Below are 24,021 nucleotides of genomic sequence, written 5' to 3' on the forward strand. Positions count from 1 at the left end.
AACAGACCGGGCTCAGTCGAACATCCCGGTCGACATATACCGCTCCCCGCTGTCCCAGTAGACTGTGACCACGAGCGGGTCGTCGACGCCGTCTGCGACGAGTTGTTCGGCTACCTCTCGCGCGGCGAGGTTCGACGCGCCCGAGGACTGGCCGACGAGGATGCCCTCCTCGTGGGCGAGTCGACGGCACTCGTCTTCTGCGTCCGGAAGTTCGACTGTCAGTACGTCGTCTAGCAGGTTGGTATCCAGATTGTCGCTGACGAATCCCGGTCCCATTCCCTGGAAACTGTCCTCGCCGGTGCCCGGTTCCATCCCGGAGAGGACGGCGTTGTCGGCTGGTTCGACAGCGACGATGTCCATCTCAGGGAACGCCTCGCGCAGTCGACGGCCGGTCCCAGTGAGTGTACCACCAGTGCCGACGCCCGCGACCAGCGCGTCAACGGTCCGGTCGCCTACCTGTTCGAGTATTTCCTCACCCGTCGTCTCGTAGTGCGCCGTCGGATTTGCCGGGTTTTCGAACTGTCGTAACTGGACGTGGTCGTCGCGGTCGCACAGTTCATCCGCGCGCTCTTTCGCGTCGGAGATGTCACCCTCGACCAGTTCGATCTCCGCGCCGTAGGCCTTCATTATCTGGCGGCGCTCCGGTGACTTCGAGGACGGCATCACCAGCACCACGTCGTAGCCTTTGGTCGCGCCAACCATCGCCATTCCGATGCCAGTGTTGCCACTCGTCGGTTCGACCAGCGTATCACCCGGTTCGAGCGTGCCGTTTCGCTCGGCGTCGTCGATCATGTACTTCGCCGGCCGGTCCTTCGCGGACCCGCCCGGGTTGAACGACTCGATCTTCGCTGCAACGGTTGCCCCCTCCGGCGCGCGAACCGAGACCAGTGGGGACCCGATTGTATCGAGAATAGAGTCTTTCATCGCCGCCGGCTACGCGCGCCCGACTTAAACGCCTACTGAAGGTCCCAAACAGTTCGTGGACTCACGACACGCGGCAGCGCTTTCCGGCGTCGACACCCTCTCACGTAAACAGATTTATGTCGTCGACCGGCAGCACCGAGTAATCGACTGACAGCGTGTCTTTCGTGGCTCGGACTTTGCCGACGAACGCGGAAATATCCTCTAGCTGTCCCTCCAACACGAATAGTTCCATACAGTACCGGTCGCCGACGTGGCTGTGGAAGTTCGACGCGACGATAGACTCGTGGTCGTGCCGGAGGTGCATCATTTTCTCCTCGACGGTCGTCGTCTCGTAATCGAACAGCACTGTGACGATGGCCATCAGTTCGCGGTCCTCCAGCCGCTTGTCCTCGAACTCCCCCATCAGATTCCGGACCGCTTCCCGAACGACCTCGCTGCGACCCGTGTATCCGTGTTCGTCGGCGAACGTGTCGATTCGCTCCTCCAGTTCGTCCGGCATCGAGATACTAACAACGCCCATGTATTAACTCGGCGCCGTTGGAGTATTAATAGTTCATATCTGCCCGCATAGACTGGAATCACTCTGGATAGCGCTGCCGCTAGCTCGTATCTTGTAAACGACGAACGACTGGCTTGGTGAGCTGACAGCTCTCGGTTTGTACAAATACAGAAAGCCCACTCGGGAGAGATACCTCTCCTGAGTGGGCTATGTAAGTATGAATGGTGGCGGCGAACCGCGTTTCCCAGAGGCTCGCGCACTCCAGTACTCCCCGGAACGCTGGTGGGCTTATCTTCCGTGTTCGGGATGGGTACGGGAGGCAACCCCACCGCTGTGGCCGCCTAACGTCGAGTCGTGGAATCGAACCACGAAAGCACCAGTCTCGATTAACTTTTCCACCGTGTGATTACGTGCGATCCAGTTTGCGCCTGGACTCGTTCAGCGACGAGATAATTCGTCGGTGAATGAGTCACAGTGCGTATGAATGATGGCTTTGGTCTGTTAGTGCTCGTGGGCTTAACGTCTCGTTACCTCGACGCGCACACCCCGAGTCTATCGACCGCGTCTTCTACGCGGGACCTCAACGGTGTCTCTTTTCCAGGTGGGTTTCGAGCTTAGATGCGTTCAGCTCTTACCCCGTGTTGCGTGGCTACCCGGCACGTGCTCTCTCGAACAACCGGTACACCAGTGGCAACCAACCGTAGTTCCTCTCGTACTATACGGTCGTTCCCGTCAGACACCATGACACACCCAGTAGATAGCAGCCGACCTGTCTCACGACGGTCTAAACCCAGCTCACGACCTCCTTTAATAGGCGAACAACCTCACCCTTGCCCGCTTCTGCACGGGCAGGATGGAGGGAACCGACATCGAGGTAGCAAGCCACTCGGTCGATATGTGCTCTTGCGAGTGACGACTCTGTTATCCCTAGGGTAGCTTTTCTGTCATCAATTGCCCGCATCAAGCAGGCTAATTGGTTCGCTAGACCACGCTTTCGCGTCAGCGTTCCTCGTTGGGAAGAACACTGTCAAGCTATCTTTTGCTCTTGCACTCTTCGCCGGGTCTCTGTCCCGGCTGAGATAGCCATAGGGCGCGCTCGATATCTTTTCGAGCGCGTACCGCCCCAGTCAAACTGCCCGGCTATCGGTGTCCTCCTCCCGGAGTGAGAGTCGCAGTCACCGACGGGTAGTATTTCACTGTTGTCTGGGTGGCCCGCTAGCGCGGGTACCTCTGTAACGACTCCTACCTATGCTGCACATCGGCGACCACGTCTCAGCGACAGCCTGCAGTAAAGCTCCATAGGGTCTTCGCTTCCCCCTGGGTGTCTCCAGACTCCGCACTGGAATGTACAGTTCACCGGGCCCAACGTTGGGACAGTGAAGCTCTGGTTAATCCATTCATGCAAGCCGCTACTGATGCGGCAAGGTACTACGCTACCTTAAGAGGGTCATAGTTACCCCCGCCGTTGACAGGTCCTTCGTCCTCTTGTACGAGGTGTTCAGATACCTGCACTGGGCAGGATTCAGTGACCGTACGAGTCCTTGCGGATTTGCGGTCACCTATGTTGTTACTAGACAGTCCGAGCTTCCGAGTCACTGCGACCTGCTCCGTTCCGGAGCAGGCATCCCTTCTTCCGAAGGTACGGGACTAACTTGCCGAATTCCCTAACGTTGGTTGCTCCCGACAGGCCTTGGCTTTCGCCGCCATGGACACCTGTGTCGGTTCTCGGTACGGACACTATGCTCGTCTTTTCATGGGCCCCAGGTTGAATCACGTTTCCCTATACCGCCGTTCGTCCGCTTCGTGCCATTACGGCTTCCACGGAGTTGGACGGTTCGACCGGGCGAATGCCCGGCGTGATCGACCCCAGGGCGTCAACTTTCACTGCATAGTGGCACGGGAATATTAACCCGTTTCCCATTTCGTCTCAGTCGAGTTGCGGTGAGACTTAGGACCGGCTAACCCTCAGCTGATCAGCAGTGCTGAGGAACCCTTATCCATTAGGCCGTCGGGGTTCTCACCCGACTATCGCTGCTACTATGGCCAGGATTTTCGTCACTAATCGGTCCACAGGAGCTCTCGCCCCTGCTTCCACCCAATTAGAGCGCCAATCTACTCGATCACCCTGTAACGGGTGCGGACAGGTCTCGGTGGTGGATTTGAGTCCCGATCATTTTGGGCGCCTCAAACCTCGGCCGGTAAGCTGTTACGCTTTTCTTAGAGGGTAGCTGCTTCTAAGCTCACCTCCCGGCTGTCTAGGGCTCGAGACCACCTTCAGAGGATTACACTTAATCCACACTTGGGGACCTTAACCTATCTCTGGGTTGTTCCCCTCCTGGTACACAGGCTTACCCCGCGCACCGGAATCCCCGCGTCAAACAGCGTCTGTAGGTTTGGAGTTTGACAGGTGTGCCGACTCCTCTCGGAGGCGGACACACCAATCGGTCGCTCTACCCCACAGACTACCTCGGCGGAGGTCATGCTTCGACATGTTTCGATTGGAACCAGCTGTTGCCGGACTCGATGGGCCTTTCACCCCTACACATAGATCACGAGAGGGTATTGTAGGACACCAACTCTAACAGACTTCCACGTGCCTTTCGGCACGCTTCATCTTGTCCATGCGTAGATCGTCCGGATTCGGGTCGTGTCCACATGGCTCCCCGCGCTTGAACACGGCGGCCCTCGGGCAAAGCCCTGCGGCCATGTCGGTTTCCCTGTGCCTCCCCGGATACTCCGGTTAGACTTGCCATACAGACACACTCCCTGGCTCGTTTTTCAAAACGTACGACAGAACATCGGCTTCCCGTGAGTCTTACTGGAGACTCGCGTCTCGGTCATTCGTCATGGGACCTTGTATGCCCTGTCGCTCGATCGCCAACTGATTTCATGCTCTATTTCGCCTCCCTTCTGAGGGTACTTTGCAGCGTTCGTTCACACTACTTGTTCACTATCGGTCTCAGGTTGTGTTTAGCCTTCGCAGTCGATGCCTGCGTTATTCGCGAGGGATATCCAACCCCCGCTACTCTGGCACTACCGCACAGCGTACTGGTCTCGAGTACGGGGTTGTCACCCTGTATCACGCTCTGTTCCAAGAGACTTCGTCGAGACGGTCGGCTGATGAGAGGTAGCCCGGACACCACATTGCCCGTGAGGGCTTCGGTTTGGGCTGTATCGCGTTCACTCGCGGTTACTAACGACATCACGTTGCGTTTTCTTTTCCTCCCGATACTGAGATGTTTCAGTTCTCGGGGTTCCTCATTGCGCGAAGCAATTGTTAGAGAGATTCTCATTCGGAAATCTGTGGTTCTTCGCCTCCGTGCGGCTCCCCACAGCTTATCGCAGCTTGGCACGTCCTTCATCAGCGCCTGAGCCGAGCAATCCACCAGCTGGCATAGTAGCCAACGTCGTTGTGACTCGTTCAACTGAACGAGTCCAGTGGACGCCTGGATCGCACGTACACACGGTTTCATACTCGCCCCCAAGGTGGAGATGGTGGGCGAATCGACCCTTCCCAGGCGCGGTTTCACCCGACCTGGTGCATCTGTCGTCGTATCACAGTCGAACGCCGTCCCACACTTAAGGGGACGGATTCGAAGCGATACGGAATACGGACCCGTCGGGAGTTGCACCCGACATCCCCGTGAGGGGATATCCGCCTCGGATAGGTCTTTGTGAGCCCAGCGGGCCCATGCAGTAGTCGGCGCTTACCGACTCGCGGTGACTTGTGGTCACCAGTCAGTGTAGGTGGGTCAGGGCAAGGCCCTGATCCCGGTCAGTAGGAGGTGATCCAGCCGCAGATTCCTCTACGGCTACCTTGTTACGACTTAAGCCCCCTTGCGGAGCCCAGATTCGACCGTCGCATGACGGCCTCATCCGGACCCCACTCGGGTGCTTTGACGGGCGGTGTGTGCAAGGAGCAGGGACGTATTCACCGCGCGCTTCTGACACGCGATTACTACCGAATCCAGCTTCATGCGGGCGGGTTTCAGCCCGCAATCCGAACTACGACTCCGTTTGGAGATTAGCTTCGCCTCTCGGCGTCGCATCCCACTGTCAGAGCCATTGTAGCCCGCGTGTTGCCCGGTCCATTCGGGGCATACTGACCTACCGTTGCCCGTTCCTTCCTCCGCTTTAGCAGCGGCAGTCCTCCTAGTGTACCCAACTACCTCAAGGGTATTGCTGGCAACTAGAAGTGCGGGTCTCGCTCGTTGCCTGACTTAACAGGACGCCTCACGGTACGAGCTGACGGCGGCCATGCACCTCCTCTCAGTAGCGTCGGGTAAAGTCTTCAACCTGACTGTCATTACTACTGTCGGGACCGGTGAGATTTCCGGCGTTGAGTCCAATTAAACCGCAGGCTCCTCCGGTTGTGGTGCTCCCCCGCCAATTCCTTTAAGTTTCATCCTTGCGGACGTACTTCCCAGGCGGCTCGCTTATCGTCTTCACTACGGCACATCACGTGCTCATGGCGCGTGACATACCTAGCGAGCATTGTTTACAGCCAGGACTACCCGGGTATCTAATCCGGTTCGAGACCCTGGCTTTCGTCCCTCACTGTCGGGTCCGGTCTCTCAACGTGGTTTCCCCATTGGTGGTCCGTCCAGGATTACAGGATTTCACTCCTACCCCGGACGTACCCGTTGAGTCTCTCGGCCCCAAGCTGTGTAGTTTCCACCGGACGCCGACCAGTTGAGCTGGTCGATTTCCCAATGGACTTACACAGCAAGCTACGGACGCTTTAGGCCCAATAATATCGGCCATCACTTGGACTGCCGGTATTACCGCGGCGGCTGGCACCGGTCTTGCCCAGTCCTTGTTCCTGTACCACCTTACGGTACAGAAAAGCGAGGGCTATATGCCCTCACACTCGGAGTCCCCCTATCGCACTGTCGTGCAGTGTAAAGGTTTCGCGCCTGCTGCGCCCCGTAGGGCCCGGTATCTTGTCTCAGATACCGTCTCCAGGCTCTTGCTCTCACAACCTGTACCGATTATCGGCATGGTGGGCCGTTACCCCACCATCTACCTAATCGGCCGCAGCCACATCCTACAGCGCCGGAACGTTTCTAACTCTCGGCACTCCAGCCTGAGAGTTATATCCGCTATTGGCCTCAGTTTCCCGAGGTTATCGCGGTCTGTAGGGTAGTTTGGCCACGTGTTACTGAGCTATATGCTACGAGTCTAAACTCGTGCAACTAGCATGGCTAAATCGGACTCCGATAGCAATGGCCTCCGGCAGGATCAACCGGAATGTGCTGATATACATCAGCGGCGGAAGTGGTTGCACTCCGTCGGAAGCTAACACACTGGTTCCTACGCCAGTGTTGACTACTGCATGGGTCCGTGAGCTCACATCAGATTCCATCTTGACGGCGGACCGCAGGGGTGGAATCCTCATGGGGTGGATCTCGCCGGCCCCAAAGGGGAAGGCGAGATCCTCTCGTAGCTCAAGCCGACCCAGGTGGCCGACCGAGCGTGTCGACCCGGGCTCGCTGCCCGGTGCGACCTTCGCATTAGTTCAGAAGACGGGGGAACATATAAATGAATCGTCTCACACCCGCCCTGTGTAGAACACACACGACGCATACGTAACGTGATGGCGTGACACGCATAACCGCAAGACGGCATCCGGGTGTCGGTGATCCAACGTGTATTCGTTCTCAGATTCTGACATCCGGTTCAGTGACCGAGTTCCAGCCAGCCATTATATATCAATTGGGAGTAGTAGGAACTCGACGGTAGACAACTGTAGTGTGCCGAGAGCTAAGAGCAAGGGTCGGAACACTCGACAAGCAAGCAGTCAGACCAGGGACAATCGCTGGTCACAGCAGAGAACTATCTCACTGTCGTCGTGAACCAGGACGCGGTACAGTGGTAAAATTAGGCGGTCAGCGAGTCGATGTGGCCTTCGGCACGGAGCTGGTCAGCGTCTTGCCCCTTGTAGCGCCATTCGATGTTGGCCTTCTCGTCTTGCCAGTCCCATGGTTCGGCGAGAACGATGTCGTCCTCGTTAATCCAGGTTCGGAACTTCATCCGGCCCGGAATCCGTCCGAGTCGGGTTTCGCCGTCCTCACAGCGAATGCGGACGTGGTTCCCACCAAGGTGCTCTGTTACCACTGCAAACATCTCGTCGTTTGTAGGCATGCGGAGATTCCGCCGCCCTGAATCGTCGCTCACAATATAAATACAGTGTCCTCCCGTATAAGTCGTTTGAGAGGCGAGATAGCGTGTACCATGCGCCCGACATAGCGGCCGTGCCACGGCAGGAGCTTGCCGATAGCTACTGGGAATAGTGAACGGTGAGAACGAACTGACGACAGGACGTCGATTCAGTCGGCAGTCAGCGCCTGTGGTTCGTCGGCTTCCTCGGCCATCGCATCCGTCAGTCCGGAAGCGAGCGCAAACACTGCTTCCTTGTGGTCAGTCTTCGATTTGTGGATCGATGTCGGTTTGACACCGAGATCAGCGTACAGATCGTGCTCGACGCTCGTGTCCGCTTCGTGCTCGTAGTGGTGTTGTACCTGCGCGAGGAGGCTGTGAAGGTGAATGAGTTCTTGCTTCTTCATTAGTGTCCAATCTTATGGAGTGGAGGGTAATAGTACTACCTTGCCAACGACTCACATGTCGCTACCGTTCGGATACGACTCCTCCCAATCTCAGATGCAAAGATAGAGCCGTTTACCGGCATATGAGCACCTGTATCACGATTTTCGTCTACGGATCGTAATATTCTGTTTTCCTACCCTAATATCGAACAAAACAGAGAGTTGCCACTATGTAACTCTCCCTTCATTAACGGCTAAAGAGAATTGAGGAGGCTACTGACTTGCGAAGCGCTCTCAATCATGAAAGACCACGACAATGTATTAGTATTCGAACACTTCATACCTGCTGAACACGTACCTATGGCCGTAATGAACTGGAAGCACCCACGAGACAAGACTGCGGCTATGGCGAAACAAGAAGAAGCAAACAGCGGGACGGAGTGGTCATTCATCGCAGCGCTGATGACTGCTGCATAACGGTTTTCTCACCGTCCAGAACTGAGTCCTACAGCGACGGGTCTATGCACCGCAGACAGAGGCCGTTAGGTGACAGTACGGATATCGACCGTCGTATTGTGGACGACAGCGCGGCTGACACCAGTACACTGGTAGGTGTGTGGTTCCGAGTGGCCCGACCAGTTCGACAGTTCCTGCTCGAACAGGCGGTGCCATGCATCCGGATATGCAGTCTCCGAGACGTTGATCGAGACGGTTGTCGCGGACGGTGACTTGCCAGCCTGTGGCGAAATAAGCGTCTTGTTCTGGATAGCGGTCTCGATTGTGACGCGGTTCGACGACGAGAAATCTGTCTCTCCGTCGAGGGAAAGGGCAGAGATGTATACACTGTCACTTCCGGGGCTACACCGGAAGCGGGGTTTCCGTGAAACGACCAGCCCCTCCTGCTGGACCCGGTACACTGCACCGCTGGTGTAGACGATATCAGTCCCCGAATCAGTCTCCCGAACGAACGCTCCGGTCGAAATATTCGTTGACTGCCCGTCGACAGTTACGTTAAGCGTCGACGGTCGGATGGAGAGTCCGTGACCCTGGAGTTTCATACTCGTGGTCCGTCGTGGAGCGTTGCCCTGAATGTGGTCGCCCGTGGTTTCCGCGAACCCGACCATCGACGTTTCTGCGACATCGGTTGTCGCCCCCTGTTGGATGGCATCGAACGCCCCAAGCCCACCAAGCGTCACCAGCCCAATCCCAGTAATGATGATGCTGAACGTGAGCGTAAACGCGAGCAGGTCGGACACGCCACGGTCGTGACCGCTTTGGCTTGACAGCGGCGAAGTCATCCGCGAGTCACCTCCATACAGCCGGCTGTCTGGTTGTACGATACAGCCAGGGGCCCACTGGAGACGACAGACGGGCAGACATTAGTTTCGTTCTCGAAGCGGACGACAGCATACCGATTCAGTCCTGATGCGTTCACGTACACACGCGTGCGCGAAGCATCAGGAGAGACCTCGACGTTGTACGACTGATCAGCGATGCGCTCGGGATACATCGCACGGAACGATACTGTCGAGTTGAGCGTGTCGGTGTCGAACGCATCTAAGCGGATCAGGTCGCGCGCGATACCATCGCCGACGTTCTCCAGAGCTTCTTCAGTCACTCGCTCACGCTGTGAGTCGACCATCTGGCTCCCGCCGATGAGGAGGCCGGTCACCAGCAGCGACGTGATACCGATAGTGAGTGCCTGCGTGACCGCCGGCGAGACGCCGCGGCTGTCAAACAGGAAACGGGCGAGGTTCATCAGTCGTCGACCTCCACCAGTACTGTTCGATTGTAGCTCGCAGACGGTGTGTCGTAAGTCATGTCGATGGCAGGGACGACTGGATAGTTGACACGAGCAACTGGAGCGGCATAGTTCGAGGACGGGAACGTCCCGACTGCCGCAAACTGGTACCGCCCTTCGGCCTTATTTCCGTTCTTTATTTCAACTGAGTACGGGGGGTTGAGGCTGTGATAGCTATCGAAGGAGCTGCTGTTGCTTCCGACAGTGCATGACCCGGCGGCGAGGTCGACAGTGACGTCTCCGTTGCCGTGACATTGCGTTTTTCCGTCGACTGTGACGTTGTTTCCACTATCACTTGTACTCGGTTCAACTGACAGTTTCATGTCCTCAGAGCCGTTTCGAATGACGACAGTGAAGGTATTCGTTGAGCCGCCGACGACGTCCGCAGTGAGATTGAACACCGCGATGTGAGAGACGCTGTTCGCAACCGTCCAGTCGTTCCGGTTACCACCACCCGATGGGTTTGGTCGCTTGAATTCGGAAGAGGAACCTGTCCGGTTCACCTCTGTCCCTTTCGACGCCGACTCGTTCAGCGTCGCGTTGAGATAGGTTCCGCCGCTGCTTGCGACGACCCGGTTGTGCGTTCGCGTGTAGTTCCGAAGCGCGTACTCGTATCGCTCCTCGAATCCATCGAGGCCATCGCCACGCGCTTGGGCCGCGAGTTGTCCGAGGTCGCGCTCGACAGAGGCTTCGCGGTCAGCCGTGCGCTCGATGGTATCCGCACTTCCGGTAGTCGTGATACCGTCAGTGACCGCGAGACTGTGAGCAAACAGAATCGTGCTGAACACGACGATAGCGACAGCAATACCACCGACCAACAGCAGTTGTCCGCGCTCGTTGGCTACCATACGACCAGACGCACCTCCACGACGTTGTAGACGATAGAGTCGGGCTCCGCGTCGGGAGCGAAATACCCGTCGACGGTCGAGAGGGGCGGTCCGGTCCCGCTGCAGTCGCCGATTCGAGCGGGCATATCGTCGGTCAGCGTCACCGTTTCGGTCGCGACGGCTGCGTCGGCTGGCCGGTCAGCAACGTTTGCGTCTGTTTCCTGCGAGACGATGGTAGTCTGGCGCGCGTCCGAATCCGAGTCCCAGTAACTGAAGTATAGATTGTACTGGTCGCCCTGTCGGTCGAAGGTCTGGTTCAACATCATCTCGAACTCGGTGGAACTGCCAGTCTGATTGCCGTTGAGTGTCGGCGTTCCGACGCTGTAACACGCCGTCGCGTTGTGCAGCGCACCGGTTTCTGCCGCCAGTGATAGCGTATCGCTCGCACGACTCTCCAGTTCTGCTGTCCGCTGCTGGGAACCCGTCTGGAACGGGCCAGTGTCGACTGCCGACAGGCCGTAGACGGTCGCCGTCACAACGACGATGGCCGCGAGAACGCCTTCCAGCGTATAGGCTTGGCCACGCATCGTTACCACACCCTCACGACGAGCCAGCAGACCGGATCGCACTGGCCGGTTGCGTTGGTCAGTTTCACCACGCGAGACGTCGTTGCGACGTTGTCTCTGTCGGCGACATCGGGCCCCCAAGCGAGCCGCTGGTCGTGGTCATCAACTGCCGGGTCCCGTGTCCCTGCTTTGAGCGATGACGCGTTGACCACCGTTACGTTCACCCGCGGGTTCACGCGGCGCTCCGTCGCGACGTCGAGTCCGGCTTTCTCCTTGAGACCGCTGAGATCTGTGTCCGCGTTGAGGGACGCATTGATCCCACCGCTCGTGTTGTAGCGAATGAGGTTCCGCGTCCCGTCGACGGAGTAGTTTTCGACGAGGTACGTCCCCGCCCTGTCCGCAATTGGTTGGTTACGCTGTACGTCTGGGGATTCGTACACGCCGACCGCACTTCCCTGTACGAAGGCCAATACCCCGATTATCGTCACGAGCAGGACGCTCACCCCTACGGCGAAGTCCTGCGGTGTTTGTGCTCTTGTATCCATGTCCCACACACCCTATTTTCTGTCTGATACGTCCGCTGTCGAACCGCGAGTGGGGCCGCTATCCCACGGCGATCCACACCACCAGTGCAATCGTCGACAGGACGACTGCGAACTTTACGCCGGCGACGAGCTTCACTTCCCGAATGTAGCCGGCGATAAACGACGACAGCAGTGCCTGCAGCGTCACCGCGTGGAAGAACAGCATCGACAGCAGTTCCGTGTCGACACTGCCACCGAACCCACCGCCGGGCGCGCTCGAACTGCTTGACCCGGAGGCCTGCGTCGCCAGCCCCGACATCACATCGAGGAACTGTGTCTTTAGCAGCGCCATCACGCCCAAAAGCGTCAGGTAGGTCATCAGGATGATGACCGTCTGCATCCGCGTCCGGGATTTGCGCTCCCGCTCGATGTCGTCCTGGTTCTCCGAGGCCTGAGCGGCCGTCGAGAGTACGTCCTGAATCTGGCTGGAGGCCTCCTGTGCCTCCGCGATAAGCTTGACCGTCCGGGCCAGTCGTGGGACGTTGTACTTGTTGTTAAATTCCCGGAGCGCGTCTTTCAGGCTCGTTCCGTAGTTGACCTTTGCGTGGATGGTCTCGAACTCCTCGGAGAGCTTTCCAGAGGACGTCTCGGAGACCACCTTGACCGACTCCAGCAGCGTCATTCCGGTGTCGTTGGCTGACGCGAGCTTCCGGAGGTTCTCCGAGAGTTTCCCGATTATCGCCTTCCGCGAACGCTGGTTCCACTCGTAGAAGATCATCAGCGGGATGAAGTTGATGTACATCGGGACGTACACCCAGAAGAACGTCGAGCGGACCGGGACGGCGATCATTCCATCCAGCGATAACGGAGCCCAGCCGATGACGATAGCCGCGACGATGGCAAGGATGGACAGCGGCACCGTCAGCCACAGCACCAACAGCGGGTGGTCACGGAAGAACAGGTCGGGCCGTGTGAGGATGGCGAGGAGTTCGTGGGTCCCTTCCCGGCTCTTGATCCGGTCGAAGACGCTGTAGGTACCCGTGTAGCTCTCGATGAGTCCGAGGTTGAACACGCCGACACCTTCGTCGACGACGAGTTCCTTCTCGCCGGGACTCGAACGCAGATAGCCGTCCCCGATGGAGTCCTGCGTGACAGTCGAGACGAGGACGAGAAAGCCCAGACCCGTCAGGGGAATCAGCCCGTACACGGTGCCGTAGATGAGCGACTTCTGGGCGTTCCCCATCATCGACATGATGACCAGAATGATGATGAGAAGCAGCGGGAACAGCGAGAGCGTCATGTACATCTCGCCGAACAGTTCCAGCGTCTCCAGCATCTTCTCCTGTTCCTGCCGGGCGGTTCGCATGTGCTTTTCCTTCTGGTCTTCGAGGAAGGAAGTCATGTCCCCGCCGGAGTTGATAATAGAGAGCATGTCCGTCAGGAACTGCGACAGTTCGTCCGACGGAGTCTGCAGCGCCTGGTTCCGGACAGCGGTCCGGTAGTCGGTATCGAAATACTCCGTCTCCAGTACGATAGACTGGAACTCCTTTGCGACCTCACCGTACGTGTCTTCAGCCTTCCCCATCGACTGCAGAATTTCGAGTTGATTGAGCCCGCCTACGGACAGCGCATACATGAACGAGATCGAGTCGGACAACAAGACGTTGATTTCGCGCTCGCGCGCGCTCGCACGGAAATACGGAATCGAGACAAGCGAGCCAAAGCCGATACCGAACCCGATGGCGCCGAAGACGAAGCCGGTCACGATGACGAGGAAGGGGAGTTTCAGCACGGCCAGAATCTCTGAGACGCTCTCAGACACCGGAATCCCGATGAGCGTCGGCGCTTCCCCACCGGCAAACAGCAACTGGACCAGCAGATAGCCGAGGAACGTGCCGACGAGCCACAGTGCGAGGCCCGCGATGACGCCGACCGCGAGTGCGCGTGCGAGGAACATCTCGACGTTGTCGGCCATCCGGGCCTCCGCGAGTTTGTTCTCGACGCTGTTGACGAAGTCGCCCTCGTCGTCGAACACCATCTGGTACGCCGGGTAGAACGTGTCACCGAGGGCACCGCCGCTGCCCACCTGTTGCTGACTCGGGGTGTCGAGGCTCATTCGCTATCTGCCTCCGCTCCGGCCTTCGGAACGAACTGGCCGAAGTCGATGCTGTCTTCGTCAGCGCTTTCCTCGGAATCGTCCATCAGCGCCGAGACGATGTCCGGCGTTTCGCGGCTCTTGTACGTGTTGAACAGCGGCTGTGCGTTGTCGAGCACCTGCTTTGTCTCCTCGACCATTTCCGGCGGCGCGTCCGGCCGGGGCACCATCTCCTCTTTTTCCGGGTCGATATCGATCTTGACAGATTCCATCTCCCGGAGGTCCTCGAGCGACAGTTCGAGCTGGTCGTTGGCGATGAGCGTGAGAATGGTGTCGGGGTCGTTGATGAACGCCTGGATGGTCGCCGCGACCTGCGTGTAGGTGTTCAGCCCCTTCTCGATGAGGTATGCGAGGACGACCTTGCGCTTGAACAGTTCCTCGTCGAGTTTATCCTGGGTCCACCCGCGGTCGAACTTGATCTCTTCGAGTGTGTTCGAGTTCCCCATCTGGATGTACTCGTCCGTCTCGGCGCGCCACTCGTACACGTCCCGGACGTTGATCTCGTCGTTCTCGGCGGAGTACTCGTTGATTTCGGTCAGGGACTTGTTCCGGCGGACCTTGTTGCCATCGACCCGCGTCTGGGTCTGAATCGACACGAGGTCGAGCGCTGTAAACAGCGTTTTCGAGACGTTGATAGGTTCGGTCGTGAACCGCTTGATGACCTCGCCGACGGAGTCGGCGTGGAACGTGGTGTAGGTGGTGTGGCCGGTCGACATGACCTGAAACAGCGTCCGGCCTTCCTCGCCACGGATCTCACCCATGACGATGTAGTCAGGGCGCTGACGGAGTGCGGCCTCAAGCAGGTCGAACTCGTCGACGTCGCCCTTGTCGTCCTCACCGAAGGAGGGGCGCGTGACGCTTGCCACCCAGTTCCGCTGGGGTAGCTCAACCTCGCGCGTGTCCTCGATAGAGACGATCTTGGAGTTCGACGGGATGAACAGCGAGACGGCGTTCAGGCTCGTCGTCTTCCCCGAGGCAGTACCGCCGGCGAAGATCAGGCTCTTGTTGTTCTCGATACAGAGCCAGAGGAACGCCATCTCGTCCAGCGAGAAGGTGTTCCAGTTGATGAGGTCGATCGGGGTAAAGGGCACGTCCTTGAACTGCCGGATGGTGTAGTTCGTCCCGTGGTCGGACACTTCCCGGCCCAGCGTCAACTGGGCACGCGACCCGTCCGGCAGCGTCGCGTCGACCTGGGGCTGGCGCTTCGAGATACCCTTCCCGGAACGCTGGGCGAGTTTCACGACGAAGTCGTCGAGTTCCCCCTCGCCGTGTTCGACGTTCGAAATGATCTGCTCGTAGTCGGTGTGATAGACGAACACCCGGGAGTTGTACCCGTCACAGGAGATGTCCTCCACGTTGATGTCGTGTTTGACGCCGTCGATGCGGGCGTAGCCGACGAAGTCCCGCTTGAGCATGTACAGCAGCTTCTCGACCTGATACTCGTTTAGCTTCGGGTCGTCGTCTTCGAGGATAGCCGGCTCAGGCCGTGTCGAAATGCCGGAAAGTTGGCCCGTGGTTTCACTTTGTGTTTCCTCGTCCAGTCCGAACAGTTCCTTGACCTGCCCGAGAACGCTTTCTTCACCGCTACTGGAGACTGTGCCGTTGTAGAGGTCGTACCGCGAGAGGAGTTGTTCGGCCTCCCGCTGGATGACCTGTGCTCGGTCGGCGTCGGTCCCCTGGACGATGACATCGTCCTCGGAGTACTTGATCGCGGTCTTGAGCTTGCCCGAGAGGAACTCTCGGAGGTCGATCTCGATATCGGTGAGATACGGCTCGATGACGTAGTACTTCTTCTCGTTCTCTTTCCGTGAGTGGAAGATGATGACGCAGGCGTAGGGCTTGTTGACCCAGTACCGTTCTAGTTCGTTGAAGTGAGATTTCTTCGACTGGGGAACGGCTTTTTCGAGGTCGTAACGGTTGACGACGGTTGTATGGCCGTCTCGTGTCGAGAAGAACTCGTCTTCGTCCAGTTCCGGATTCACGTCGACGGTGTTTTCGTCGACGTACTCGTGCAGTTCACTGGCGATGTCTTCGGCGGCGGACAGCTTGTTTTCCGTGTGTTCGGGATCGAAGTTCAGATACTCACTTTCGTCGAAAGGGATGACTTCGCCGTCACTGTCACGGGGGAGACTGCCGTCCTCGTAATAGTACTCCTGTTTGAAATGCTCCCATGTGTAGATGTCTTTCGCGACTGGTGTCGTGGTTGGGTCGAGATACTCCTCGAACGGCGCTTGCAGTGTTTTACCGGCACTTGCCGCGTCTTCGAGACGCTGACTGAGTTCTCTCGGCTCGAAGCCGAGGTACACGCTCCGGTCGAACCGCCCCCCATCGTGTACCTCCCGCCGGAGATCGTCCCATGTGTATTCGCCGACCCGTACAGGCTCGTCAGTCAGGTTCCCCCCACCGTTGACCTGATCCGACTCACCTCCCCCAGTATCATCGATAGCCATTGTTATTCATCTCCAGTTAGGCAGGAAAAAACTTTATCCCCACCAAATGTCGATGAAAAAGAAGTTCCGGTTGTTCGTATCACGGTCTCCTTACGGTAGTAAGTGGACCATACTGAATGTTTCGCCGAGATTAATTGTCAATTAAGGAACGATTCGATCCGGGCCATCGCTTCTTTGAGATCGTCGAGACCGGTCGCGTACGACACTCGCAGGTGGCCCGACCCGCCTTCCCCGAAGGCGGTTCCGGGCACGACCGCGACCCGCTTTTCCTGAAGGAGACTCTCGGCGAACTCGCCGGCATCGTCCCAGGGACATTCCGGGAACGCGTAGAACGCCCCGGCCGCCGGGAAGCAGTCCAGGCCCATCTCTTCGAAGCGGGTGAGGACGTACTTCCGTCTGCGGTCGTACTGGGCGGCCATGTCCGTAACCTCGTCGCGGCAGTTGTCGAGGGCCTCGATAGCGGCGTGCTGGGCCGTCGTCGGGGCCGAGAGCATCGAGTACTGATGGATGCGGTTCATCGCCTCGATGGCCTCCGGCGGGGCCATCGCGTACCCCAGTCTGAACCCCGTCATCGCGAACGCCTTCGAGAAGCCGTTGAACACGACGGTCCGCTCGCGCATCCCGGGGAGGGTAGCGATAGACGTGTGGTCGTGTTCGTACGTGAGATCGGCGTAGATCTCGTCGGCGAACACGAGGAGGTCGTTTTCACGACAGAACGCCGCGACAGACGCCATCTCCTCGGCCGTCATCGTCGCACCGGTGGGGTTGTTCGGATAGCAGTACACGAGCGCGTCGGCCTCGGCCGCGCCGGACGATTCCAGCACCTCTCGGGTGAGTTTGAACTCGTCTTCCGCGCGTGTCGGAACGTCGATAACGTCGATCCCGGCGAACGTCGCGCCGGGGACGTACGAGACGTAGCAGGGCTGGGCGATAGCGATGGAATCGCCGGGGTTTAGCAGCGCCCGGAAGGCGAGGTCGAGCCCCTCGCTCGCGCCCGCCGTGACGAGGATTTCCTCGTCGGGGTCGTACTGGAGATTGTGCGTCGCCGCCTCGTAGTCCGCGATGCGTTCCCGGAGTTCCCGCTTCCCGCGGTTGGCGGTGTACGAGGTCTGGCCGCGTTCGAGCGACGCGATAGCGGCTTCGCGGGCGGCCCACGGGGCCGAGAAGTCCGGTTCTCCGACCCCGAGCGAGATGATGTCGTCCATCTCCTCGGCCAGTTCGAAGAACCGCCTGATACCCGAGGGCGGCACGCTGTCGACTCTGTCCGCTGCTTCGAATGTCATGGTGAGACGGACAGGCGGTCGTCGTCGTCGTGGTCGTCGAACTCCATCCCCTGCTCCTTGTACGACTCCATGATGTAGTGGGTTACCGTCTGCGTGATCTCGGGAATCGGCGCGATTTTGTCGCTGATGAAATGCGACACTTCGCGCATCGAATCGCCCTCGACCTCCAGGTCGAAGTCGTAGTCACCGCTGACGAGGCGAAGCGAGGTCACTTCCGGAAACTTCGCGATCCGGTCGGAGATGTCGTCGTAGCTGGTCTCACGGTCCAGTGTGACGTTGAGTTCGACGGTGGCGCGAACGCGCTCCTCGTCGGTCTCGACGGCGTTCCAGTCGACGACTGCCCCGTAGCCGCGGATAACACCTGCCTCCTCGAACTCCTCGATAGCCTCGGCTACCTCGCTCTCGGAGTAATCAGTCAACCGAGCGATGTCCTCGGTCGTGTAGCGAGCGTTCTCCCGTAGCAGGTCGAGTATCTCGCGGCGACTGCTCATACAGTTCCAGGAGAGTGACGCGGACAAAAGCCTTGCTCAATAGTGAGAGAGCGTCACACCATTCGGTCGGAAATACACCAGACAGTTTTAATATCTCTGACGGTTAGGTGTCGACTAATGTTCGAAGAGGGTGGCCAGCGGGCTGGTTCTGACACGGGATGGGCACACATCTCGAACCACGACAAGGCGGCGACAGTTATTGACACGATACTCCGCCTCGATGCGGACGAAACGTATACGAAAACGGCCTTGAGCGAGGCAGCCGGTGTGCCGCTGAAGACGCTGTACCTCGACGGGACGCTCGAAGAACTGGTGACGGTCGGATTACTGGAAAAACACGAGGCGGAGGGGAAAGAGACGCTGTTCTCCGTTGACGACGGGAGCGCCGCGTTCGAGGCAGCGAAAGCCTTCGATACTGCGGCAGCGACGTCGGAAGAAGCGGACAGTTGAGCAAAAAGCGGTCGTCTCGGAAGTCAGTGTAGCGCGTCCGTGGACTTTTAGCGGCGACAGTCGTAGTAGGGAGCGATGGTTTCACTCGATTCGGAGTCCGACGTGCTCGGGCGTGGGGACGAAGCACCGCCGTTCGAACTCTCGGGAGCGGACGGGGCGACGTACTCACTGTCGGATTTCGCGGACAAGGACGCGCTACTGGTCGTATTCACCTGCAATCACTGTCCGTACGCGAAAGCGAAGATTGACGAGCTAAACCGGCTCGCGACGGAGTATGACGACCTCGCTGTCGTCGGGATCAATGCCAACGACCCCGAGGAGTACCCCGACGACTCCTTCGAGCGGATGCAGGAACTCGTCGAGCGCGGCGAGATACAGTACGACGCGTATCTGTTCGACGAGACCCAGGAGGTCGCGGCCGCGTACGGCGCCCGCTGTACCCCCGATCCGTTCCTGTTTCACAACGACGGCGGGACGTTCAAACTGGCGTATCACGGCCGCCTCGACGACGCGCCGAACCCGGACGACGAACCCAGCGAGCGGGAGATGGCCGCACACGTCGAAACGTTGCTCGATGGCGACCAGATTACAGCCGCTGAAAAACCGTCCAGAGGCTGTTCGATAAAGTGGAAGCCCGGCAACGAACCGGCGTACTGGGACGCCTGATCGGGGCGGCCCAGCGTGAGCAGTGCCTTCGAGACGAGTGCGTCGCCCGGAGTGAATCGGTGATCCAGAAGACGTGTTTCAAGCAAGACACTCCTAGCTACGGCCATTTTTATGCAGTGGTGGGACAGCCGTCAGCATATATCATCAAGAAGCTCATCCACGACGTGGAGACGGTCGTCGGCAAGGTGCTTGAAGATCGGTCGACCGAGGCTGCCTTCTGGCACCCAGACCGTAGAGCCCGTCGTTAGATTTCGTCCAGCGACTCGAACCCGCTCCAGCACTCACAGTCGAGGTCGTCGATAGACGTGACCTCGTCCGGAAGCGAACTTATCGGCATCCCGTCGTCAAACTCATCACACTCCTCGATGTGGATAGAAAAGTCGCTACTCGACATGATTGGCATAGTAAGTAATACGCCGTAGTACTGCAAAAATCCTCGGAATCGAGACTGTCCGGGACACGCCCTGAGAACCGCTCACATAGAGGGGGCCGATCCGGACAGTGCCTCATTTTCGAGCGGTTCCTGATTGAATGTTACCCTATATCAAGGGAACGCTTATTTGTTGATGGGTTTATGGTTCCTGATACGATACAGTACGCAATGAACTCCGGGAGTGGGACAGTGGACCAGCCTCTGAGCGAGGCCGCGTCCGTATTGGTACTGGCACGCGGTTCGAGCGACGCCGAACGAGAGGGGTGTGCCGGATTCCTGACTGAACAGGGAGTCAGTGACTCGAAGGCCATCTGTGTCACAGTGTCTGAGTCCCCCGATTCCCGCCTCTCGCTGTGGCAGCAGCACCTCGACGACGAGATGCCGGAAGAGGCGATTATCGTCGACGCCGGCAGCGAGTTACCGGCTAACTCGCAGGCAGCGGCGTCTGGCGCATTTCCCTCATTGACGCTTGATACCCTTCCCTCGACAGTGGAGCCGATAGACATCGGAGCGGCCGTCTCTCGCCATCTCGGCCGACTGGAACAGGCAGATGCACCGCTGCTTCTGTGCCTGCATTCGCTTACTGGACTGCTTGAGTCCTGGGAACGTGACCGCGTCATCGCGCTGGTGACCGCGTTGAACCGACAATGTGCCGAGATGGACGTCTCCGGCCACCACCACATGGACCCGGAGGCCCATACGGAGGAGACAATCGAGATGTTTCGGCCGCTGTATGACGTCGTGTACGAGTACCTCCCGGACCACGGCTGGACCGTCACAGCATCGAAAGACGCGGAGGAGATGCCGACGTTTCGGGACACCGTCGCCCCACCCGGTGGCGTCAAGAAGGGCGACCCGGAAGAGCCCGAAACAATTCCGATACCATACTCGTTTGACCAGGTTCTGGAGTTGATCTCCGCCCCGCGGCGACGCAGTCTCCTGTATCACCTGAAAGACCGGTCGGACGCCGAGGTCCCACTGGACGACCTCGTCGACCGCGTCTACGAACGCGAGAAGGCCATCCCGGCCAGAGCGACCCCCAAATCACGCGACGAAGTGGGCGTGTCGCTGGCACACAATCACCTGCCGCGGCTGGACGACCTCGGAATTCTCTCGTACGAGACAGCGGCCAACACCGTCGAGTACTACCCCAATCCCGCGCTGGAGTCGGTCATCCAGTACGTCGAGCGCCTCGAACTCGGCTAATTCCGGTCCCGACCCACTCATTTATGTCGCCCCTACCGGCATAGCCCGGTATGGACGAAACCCCGCTCCCCAATGTCACAGAGCAATTCGCCCGTACGATAGCGCCGGCCAGCGATCCGGTCATAGAGGAGATGGACGCCAAAGCCGATCGGGAAGGGTTCCCGACGGTCGGTCCCGCAGTCGGTGGCTGGCTTCGCCTCGTCGCCCGGATGGTCGACGCCGACCGTATCTTCGAGTTCGGCTCCGGCTTCGGGTACTCCGCGTACTGGATGGCCCCCGCGGTGTCCGACGACGGGCAGATCGTCCTGACGGAGATTGACGCCGACGAACTGGAGGAAGCCCGAGAGTTCCTCGACCGCGGCGGGTTCACCGACCGGGCCGCTTTCGAGCACGGGGACGCAATCGAAACCGTTGAGAACTACGACGGCCCCTTCGACGTGGTGCTCGTCGACAACGAGAAACACCGCTATGCGGAAGCATTTGAGGCTGTCCGCCGGAAAGTGCCGGTCGGTGGGGCGGTGGTCGCCGACAATATGATCGAGGCCGGGCCGCTGGAGTTCGAGGAAGTACAGGCGTTGCTGGACGGCGGCGACATCGACGCCAACGAAACGAGTCGCGGCATCGCCACCTATCTCGAACGCGTCGGCGACGACCCGGCGTTCGAGACCGGATTGCTGCCGCTCGGCGAGGGCGTCGCTGTGAGCGTCCGCGTGGAGTGAGCAAAGCGGTATCAACACGCTCCGATTCTCGCCGACGAAAATGCGGGTGCATAGCTTATGTATGAGGACACACAACTCAGCGGCAACGCTGGTCCTAACGAATGAGTCTGATGATAGATATTCGGAAGCTCGGGTTGTTCAATCAGATGGCTAAAGAGGGCGGTAACACCGTTGCGAACCACCTCAGCCAGATGACAGGGATGGAGACGGAGATGGAGATCACGAAGATCAACTTCATCGATATCCCCGATATCAAAACGCACGTCGGCGACGAGAAGCAGATCGGTATCAGTATCGAAATGGTGGAAAAGCCCCACGGGCACATCCTGTTCCTGTTCAACGCCGCCAGTGCGAAGGACCTCGCCACTGGGATGATCGGCGATATGGGGGAAACGGACCCCAATGCCGACGGCTTCACCGACATGGAGCGCTCGGCGATTCAGGAGATCGGCAACATCATGACCAGCGGCTTCATCGATGGCTGGGCGAACGTCCTCGATACGACCATCGACATCTCTACGCCGAACTTCACGTTCGGCCCCGGGAGTGGGATGGTGGACCAGCTCGTCGGCGACCGGGACAACGAGATGGCGCTGATGTTCGATTCCCGCGTCCACGCGCTGGAGTCTAACATCAACGTGAAAGTGTACACGTTTCCGGAACTGGAAGAGCTGGTCGACCTGATGCAGGAAATCGAAGTGTAAGCAGACGTGTGCGAACGGGGCGGCGAGCACTGCGGATGAACTCCTTTTCCCTCATGAAAGATTTAGCAGTGTTTCTTGTATCGTGAGCCCCTGCATCATGATATGCCAGGAGGCAGCCCGCAAACTCTACGACCGTTCCTGTGGCGTGCAGAAACACTGTATCCGGACACGGAAGTCGTCTCTCGTACCCACGAAGGCATCGTCCGTCACGACTACGCCGAATACGCCGAACGGACGGCGCAGCTAGCGAACGCGATCGAGGAAGCCGGCTACGGCGACGGCGAACGGCTCGGGACGTTCTGCTGGAACCACAGCCGGCACTTCGAGACGTACTTCGGGGTACCGGGAACCGGTGCGCAGCTACACACTATCAATCCGCTCCTGCCAGACGAACACATCCAGTACATCGTCAACGACGCACAGGACGAACTCATTTTCGTCGACGAATCGCTCCTGCCGAAACTCGAAGGTGCCGCCACCGATGACCCCGAGTCCTTCGAAACGGTCGAGCAGTTCATCGTGATGAGCGAGTCCGTCCCCGAGACGGACCTCGATGCCGTCGCCTACGAGTCGTTCATCGCCGACCAGCCGACGGAGTACGACTGGCCAGAACTGGAAGAAGAACGGCCCGCAGGCCTCTGTTACACCTCCGGGACGACCGGACGACCGAAAGGTGTCGAGTACACCCAACAGATGCTGTGGAGCCACACGATGGCGATCCAGTCGCCACAGGGGATTCCACTCGACGACGACGACGTCATGATGCCCGTCGTCCCGATGTTCCACGTCAACGCGTGGGGACTCCCGTTTTCGGCAACTGCGGGCGGGGCCAAGCACGTCTACCCCGGCCCACAGCCGGAACCGGCGGACCTCGCGAAGCTCATCGAAGAGGAGGACGTCACCGTCACCGCCGGCGTCCCGACCGTCTGGCTGGGGCTGATGGAGTACATCAAGGAAAACGACGTCGACCTCTCGTCGCTCGAACGGCTCATCGTCGGCGGAAGCGCTGCGCCCGAAGCGATGATCCGGTTCTTCGACGACCGCGACGTGGAACTCGTCCACGCCTGGGGGATGACCGAGACGGCCCCGGTGGGTGCGGTGGCGTCCCTGCGGAGCGACCTGGAGGACGCCGACTACCAGACGCAACTGGACAAGCGGGCGAAGCAGGGACTCATCGCACCCGGGCTGGAGTTCCGTGTCATCGACGACAACGGCAACGAGGTCCCGCACAACGGGGAGGACTTCGGCGAACTCCACATCCGCGGGCCGTGGGTGACGACGGAGTACTTCAAGCGGCCGGAAGCGAACGAACAGGAGTTCGAGGACGGCTATCTGAAGACCGGTGACGTGGTGTCCGTCGACGAGGACGGCTACATCAAGATCGTCGACCGGGCGAAAGACGTCATCAAGAGCGGCGGGGAGTGGATCTCCTCGCTCGAACTGGAAAACGAACTGATCGCCCACGACGACGTGAACGAAGCGGCAGTCATCGGTGTCCCGCACGAGCGCTGGCAGGAACGCCCACTTGCGATGATCGTTCCGACGGCCGATGCCGACGAGGAGACGCTTGGTGATGAACTCCGTGAGTACATCCTCGAGTCCTACCCCAAGTGGTGGGTCCCGGACAACTTCGTCACCATCGACGAGGTTCCGAAGACGGCAACCGGAAAGTTCGACAAAAAGTCGCTCCGTGACGAGTACGCCGACGAATCGCTCGTCGAAGGTCGCGTCCCTGACGACGCCGCGCCGGAATAGGGGAGTTGGCGCGTTTTCAGCCG

Annotated in this window: 22 protein-coding genes and 3 rRNA genes; 8 read left to right on the forward strand and 17 right to left on the reverse strand. The window is 59.0% G+C overall.

Going from position 1 to position 24,021, the window contains the following annotated elements; translation table 11 throughout:
* Positions 1–12: 12 nt before the first annotated feature.
* From ACNO8S_RS08665 to ACNO8S_RS08695, 7 genes are all read right to left on the reverse strand, one after another.
* Positions 13–924, reverse strand: a complete 912-nt coding sequence (locus ACNO8S_RS08665) for a PLP-dependent cysteine synthase family protein (protein ID WP_151103497.1) — start codon at positions 922–924, stop codon at positions 13–15.
* Positions 925–1,024: 100 nt separating this feature from the next.
* Positions 1,025–1,444, reverse strand: a complete 420-nt coding sequence (locus ACNO8S_RS08670; protein ID WP_014040627.1) for a CopG family ribbon-helix-helix protein — start codon at positions 1,442–1,444, stop codon at positions 1,025–1,027.
* Positions 1,445–1,645: 201 nt separating this feature from the next.
* Positions 1,646–1,768 (reverse strand): 5S ribosomal RNA (rrf, locus tag ACNO8S_RS08675).
* A 136-nt stretch (positions 1,769–1,904) separates the two neighbouring features.
* Positions 1,905–4,834: ribosomal RNA gene (locus tag ACNO8S_RS08680) — 23S ribosomal RNA — on the reverse strand.
* A 369-nt stretch (positions 4,835–5,203) separates the two neighbouring features.
* Positions 5,204–6,675, reverse strand: a 16S ribosomal RNA gene (locus ACNO8S_RS08685).
* The 16S, 23S and 5S rRNA genes sit together here, the layout of an rRNA operon.
* A gap of 628 nt (positions 6,676–7,303) precedes the next feature.
* Positions 7,304–7,600, reverse strand: coding sequence for a translation initiation factor eIF-1A (locus tag ACNO8S_RS08690; protein WP_044951882.1), 297 nt, complete (start codon positions 7,598–7,600; stop codon positions 7,304–7,306).
* A gap of 152 nt (positions 7,601–7,752) precedes the next feature.
* Positions 7,753–7,989, reverse strand: coding sequence for a UPF0058 family protein (locus ACNO8S_RS08695; protein ID WP_004516302.1), 237 nt, complete (start codon positions 7,987–7,989; stop codon positions 7,753–7,755).
* Between the two features lie 279 nt (positions 7,990–8,268).
* Here ACNO8S_RS08695 and ACNO8S_RS08700 point away from each other — a divergent pair, with 279 nt between their 5' ends.
* Positions 8,269–8,445, forward strand: coding sequence for a hypothetical protein (locus ACNO8S_RS08700; protein WP_023843307.1), 177 nt, complete (start codon positions 8,269–8,271; stop codon positions 8,443–8,445).
* A gap of 65 nt (positions 8,446–8,510) precedes the next feature.
* On the opposite strand, the gene ACNO8S_RS08705 is transcribed toward ACNO8S_RS08700, so the two are convergent.
* The 9 genes from ACNO8S_RS08705 to ACNO8S_RS08745 form a co-directional block, all read right to left on the reverse strand.
* Complete coding sequence (locus ACNO8S_RS08705; RefSeq protein WP_064287440.1) at positions 8,511–9,266, reverse strand: DUF7289 family protein; 756 nt, start codon at positions 9,264–9,266, stop codon at positions 8,511–8,513.
* Positions 9,263–9,727, reverse strand: coding sequence for a DUF7266 family protein (locus ACNO8S_RS08710; protein WP_014040631.1), 465 nt, complete (start codon positions 9,725–9,727; stop codon positions 9,263–9,265). Before ACNO8S_RS08710 ends, ACNO8S_RS08705 begins: the two co-directional genes overlap by 4 nt.
* Positions 9,727–10,617 (reverse strand): hypothetical protein, encoded by an 891-nt coding sequence (locus ACNO8S_RS08715; RefSeq protein WP_146417184.1) that lies wholly within the window; start codon positions 10,615–10,617, stop codon positions 9,727–9,729. Before ACNO8S_RS08715 ends, ACNO8S_RS08710 begins: the two co-directional genes overlap by 1 nt.
* A complete protein-coding gene (locus ACNO8S_RS08720) occupies positions 10,611–11,183 on the reverse strand; it encodes a DUF7288 family protein (protein ID WP_014040633.1) in 573 nt (190 codons plus the stop codon). Before ACNO8S_RS08720 ends, ACNO8S_RS08715 begins: the two co-directional genes overlap by 7 nt.
* Positions 11,184–11,185: 2 nt before the next feature.
* Entirely contained in the window at positions 11,186–11,707 is a 522-nt protein-coding gene (locus ACNO8S_RS08725) for a DUF7287 family protein (protein ID WP_044951885.1), read from the reverse strand.
* Between the two features lie 58 nt (positions 11,708–11,765).
* A complete protein-coding gene (locus ACNO8S_RS08730) occupies positions 11,766–13,802 on the reverse strand; it encodes a type II secretion system F family protein (RefSeq protein ID WP_014040635.1) in 2,037 nt (678 codons plus the stop codon).
* Positions 13,799–16,291 carry a type II/IV secretion system ATPase subunit gene (locus tag ACNO8S_RS08735; RefSeq protein WP_008313377.1) on the reverse strand — a complete coding sequence of 831 codons (2,493 nt, stop codon included), beginning with the start codon at positions 16,289–16,291 and terminating at the stop codon, positions 13,799–13,801. Before ACNO8S_RS08735 ends, ACNO8S_RS08730 begins: the two co-directional genes overlap by 4 nt.
* A gap of 137 nt (positions 16,292–16,428) precedes the next feature.
* A complete protein-coding gene (locus tag ACNO8S_RS08740; protein WP_014040636.1) occupies positions 16,429–17,574 on the reverse strand; it encodes a pyridoxal phosphate-dependent aminotransferase in 1,146 nt (381 codons plus the stop codon).
* Positions 17,571–18,065, reverse strand: a complete 495-nt coding sequence (locus ACNO8S_RS08745) for an Lrp/AsnC family transcriptional regulator (RefSeq protein ID WP_008313373.1) — start codon at positions 18,063–18,065, stop codon at positions 17,571–17,573. Before ACNO8S_RS08745 ends, ACNO8S_RS08740 begins: the two co-directional genes overlap by 4 nt.
* Before the next feature lie 117 nt (positions 18,066–18,182).
* Here ACNO8S_RS08745 and ACNO8S_RS08750 point away from each other — a divergent pair, with 117 nt between their 5' ends.
* From ACNO8S_RS08750 to ACNO8S_RS08760, 3 genes are all read left to right on the forward strand, one after another.
* Positions 18,183–18,515 (forward strand): hypothetical protein, encoded by a 333-nt coding sequence (locus ACNO8S_RS08750; RefSeq protein ID WP_014040637.1) that lies wholly within the window; start codon positions 18,183–18,185, stop codon positions 18,513–18,515.
* Positions 18,516–18,590: 75 nt separating this feature from the next.
* The gene (locus ACNO8S_RS08755) at positions 18,591–19,181 is read left to right on the forward strand and encodes a thioredoxin family protein (protein ID WP_420181800.1); all 591 of its coding nucleotides are present in this window, start codon (positions 18,591–18,593) and stop codon (positions 19,179–19,181) included.
* A 119-nt stretch (positions 19,182–19,300) separates the two neighbouring features.
* A complete protein-coding gene (locus ACNO8S_RS08760; protein ID WP_023843309.1) occupies positions 19,301–19,429 on the forward strand; it encodes a hypothetical protein in 129 nt (42 codons plus the stop codon).
* Here the strand turns inward: ACNO8S_RS08760 and ACNO8S_RS08765 are convergent.
* Entirely contained in the window at positions 19,426–19,584 is a 159-nt protein-coding gene (locus tag ACNO8S_RS08765) for a hypothetical protein (RefSeq protein WP_014040640.1), read from the reverse strand. The two genes, ACNO8S_RS08760 and ACNO8S_RS08765, sit on opposite strands and share 4 nt — an antisense overlap.
* A 198-nt stretch (positions 19,585–19,782) precedes the next feature.
* Here ACNO8S_RS08765 and ACNO8S_RS08770 point away from each other — a divergent pair, with 198 nt between their 5' ends.
* The 4 genes from ACNO8S_RS08770 to ACNO8S_RS08785 all read left to right on the forward strand — a co-directional run bounded on the left by ACNO8S_RS08770 (position 19,783) and on the right by ACNO8S_RS08785 (position 23,998).
* Positions 19,783–20,820 (forward strand): DUF7504 family protein, encoded by a 1,038-nt coding sequence (locus tag ACNO8S_RS08770; RefSeq protein WP_050007437.1) that lies wholly within the window; start codon positions 19,783–19,785, stop codon positions 20,818–20,820.
* A gap of 50 nt (positions 20,821–20,870) precedes the next feature.
* Positions 20,871–21,539, forward strand: coding sequence for an O-methyltransferase (locus ACNO8S_RS08775; RefSeq protein ID WP_191449883.1), 669 nt, complete (start codon positions 20,871–20,873; stop codon positions 21,537–21,539).
* 101 nt (positions 21,540–21,640) lie between these two features.
* Entirely contained in the window at positions 21,641–22,243 is a 603-nt protein-coding gene (locus ACNO8S_RS08780; protein WP_023843310.1) for a chemotaxis protein CheC, read from the forward strand.
* Positions 22,244–22,345: 102 nt separating this feature from the next.
* Entirely contained in the window at positions 22,346–23,998 is a 1,653-nt protein-coding gene (locus ACNO8S_RS08785) for a long-chain fatty acid--CoA ligase (RefSeq protein ID WP_050036696.1), read from the forward strand.
* Positions 23,999–24,021: the final 23 nt, after the last annotated feature.

The sequence above is a fragment of the Haloarcula sp. KBTZ06 genome (assembly GCF_048595605.1).
GTDB classification, from domain to species: domain Archaea; phylum Halobacteriota; class Halobacteria; order Halobacteriales; family Haloarculaceae; genus Haloarcula; species Haloarcula hispanica.

Excerpts from the sequence above, each read along its gene's own strand:
- ACNO8S_RS08665 (WP_151103497.1), bottom strand. The coding sequence starts at position 924 with ATGAAAGACTCTATTCTCGATACAATCGGGTCCCCACTGGTCTCGGTT.
- ACNO8S_RS08670 (WP_014040627.1), bottom strand. The coding sequence starts at position 1,444 with ATGGGCGTTGTTAGTATCTCGATGCCGGACGAACTGGAGGAGCGAATC.
- ACNO8S_RS08695 (WP_004516302.1), bottom strand. The coding sequence starts at position 7,989 with ATGAAGAAGCAAGAACTCATTCACCTTCACAGCCTCCTCGCGCAGGTA.
- ACNO8S_RS08700 (WP_023843307.1), top strand. The coding sequence starts at position 8,269 with ATGAAAGACCACGACAATGTATTAGTATTCGAACACTTCATACCTGCT.
- ACNO8S_RS08705 (WP_064287440.1), bottom strand. The coding sequence starts at position 9,266 with ATGACTTCGCCGCTGTCAAGCCAAAGCGGTCACGACCGTGGCGTGTCC.
- ACNO8S_RS08710 (WP_014040631.1), bottom strand. The coding sequence starts at position 9,727 with ATGAACCTCGCCCGTTTCCTGTTTGACAGCCGCGGCGTCTCGCCGGCG.
- ACNO8S_RS08715 (WP_146417184.1), bottom strand. The coding sequence starts at position 10,617 with ATGGTAGCCAACGAGCGCGGACAACTGCTGTTGGTCGGTGGTATTGCT.
- ACNO8S_RS08720 (WP_014040633.1), bottom strand. The coding sequence starts at position 11,183 with ATGCGTGGCCAAGCCTATACGCTGGAAGGCGTTCTCGCGGCCATCGTC.
- ACNO8S_RS08725 (WP_044951885.1), bottom strand. The coding sequence starts at position 11,707 with ATGGATACAAGAGCACAAACACCGCAGGACTTCGCCGTAGGGGTGAGC.
- ACNO8S_RS08730 (WP_014040635.1), bottom strand. The coding sequence starts at position 13,802 with ATGAGCCTCGACACCCCGAGTCAGCAACAGGTGGGCAGCGGCGGTGCC.
- ACNO8S_RS08735 (WP_008313377.1), bottom strand. The coding sequence starts at position 16,291 with ATGGCTATCGATGATACTGGGGGAGGTGAGTCGGATCAGGTCAACGGT.
- ACNO8S_RS08740 (WP_014040636.1), bottom strand. The coding sequence starts at position 17,574 with ATGACATTCGAAGCAGCGGACAGAGTCGACAGCGTGCCGCCCTCGGGT.
- ACNO8S_RS08745 (WP_008313373.1), bottom strand. The coding sequence starts at position 18,065 with ATGAGCAGTCGCCGCGAGATACTCGACCTGCTACGGGAGAACGCTCGC.
- ACNO8S_RS08750 (WP_014040637.1), top strand. The coding sequence starts at position 18,183 with ATGTTCGAAGAGGGTGGCCAGCGGGCTGGTTCTGACACGGGATGGGCA.
- ACNO8S_RS08755 (WP_420181800.1), top strand. The coding sequence starts at position 18,591 with ATGGTTTCACTCGATTCGGAGTCCGACGTGCTCGGGCGTGGGGACGAA.
- ACNO8S_RS08765 (WP_014040640.1), bottom strand. The coding sequence starts at position 19,584 with ATGCCAATCATGTCGAGTAGCGACTTTTCTATCCACATCGAGGAGTGT.
- ACNO8S_RS08770 (WP_050007437.1), top strand. The coding sequence starts at position 19,783 with ATGAACTCCGGGAGTGGGACAGTGGACCAGCCTCTGAGCGAGGCCGCG.
- ACNO8S_RS08775 (WP_191449883.1), top strand. The coding sequence starts at position 20,871 with ATGGACGAAACCCCGCTCCCCAATGTCACAGAGCAATTCGCCCGTACG.
- ACNO8S_RS08780 (WP_023843310.1), top strand. The coding sequence starts at position 21,641 with ATGAGTCTGATGATAGATATTCGGAAGCTCGGGTTGTTCAATCAGATG.
- ACNO8S_RS08785 (WP_050036696.1), top strand. The coding sequence starts at position 22,346 with ATGCCAGGAGGCAGCCCGCAAACTCTACGACCGTTCCTGTGGCGTGCA.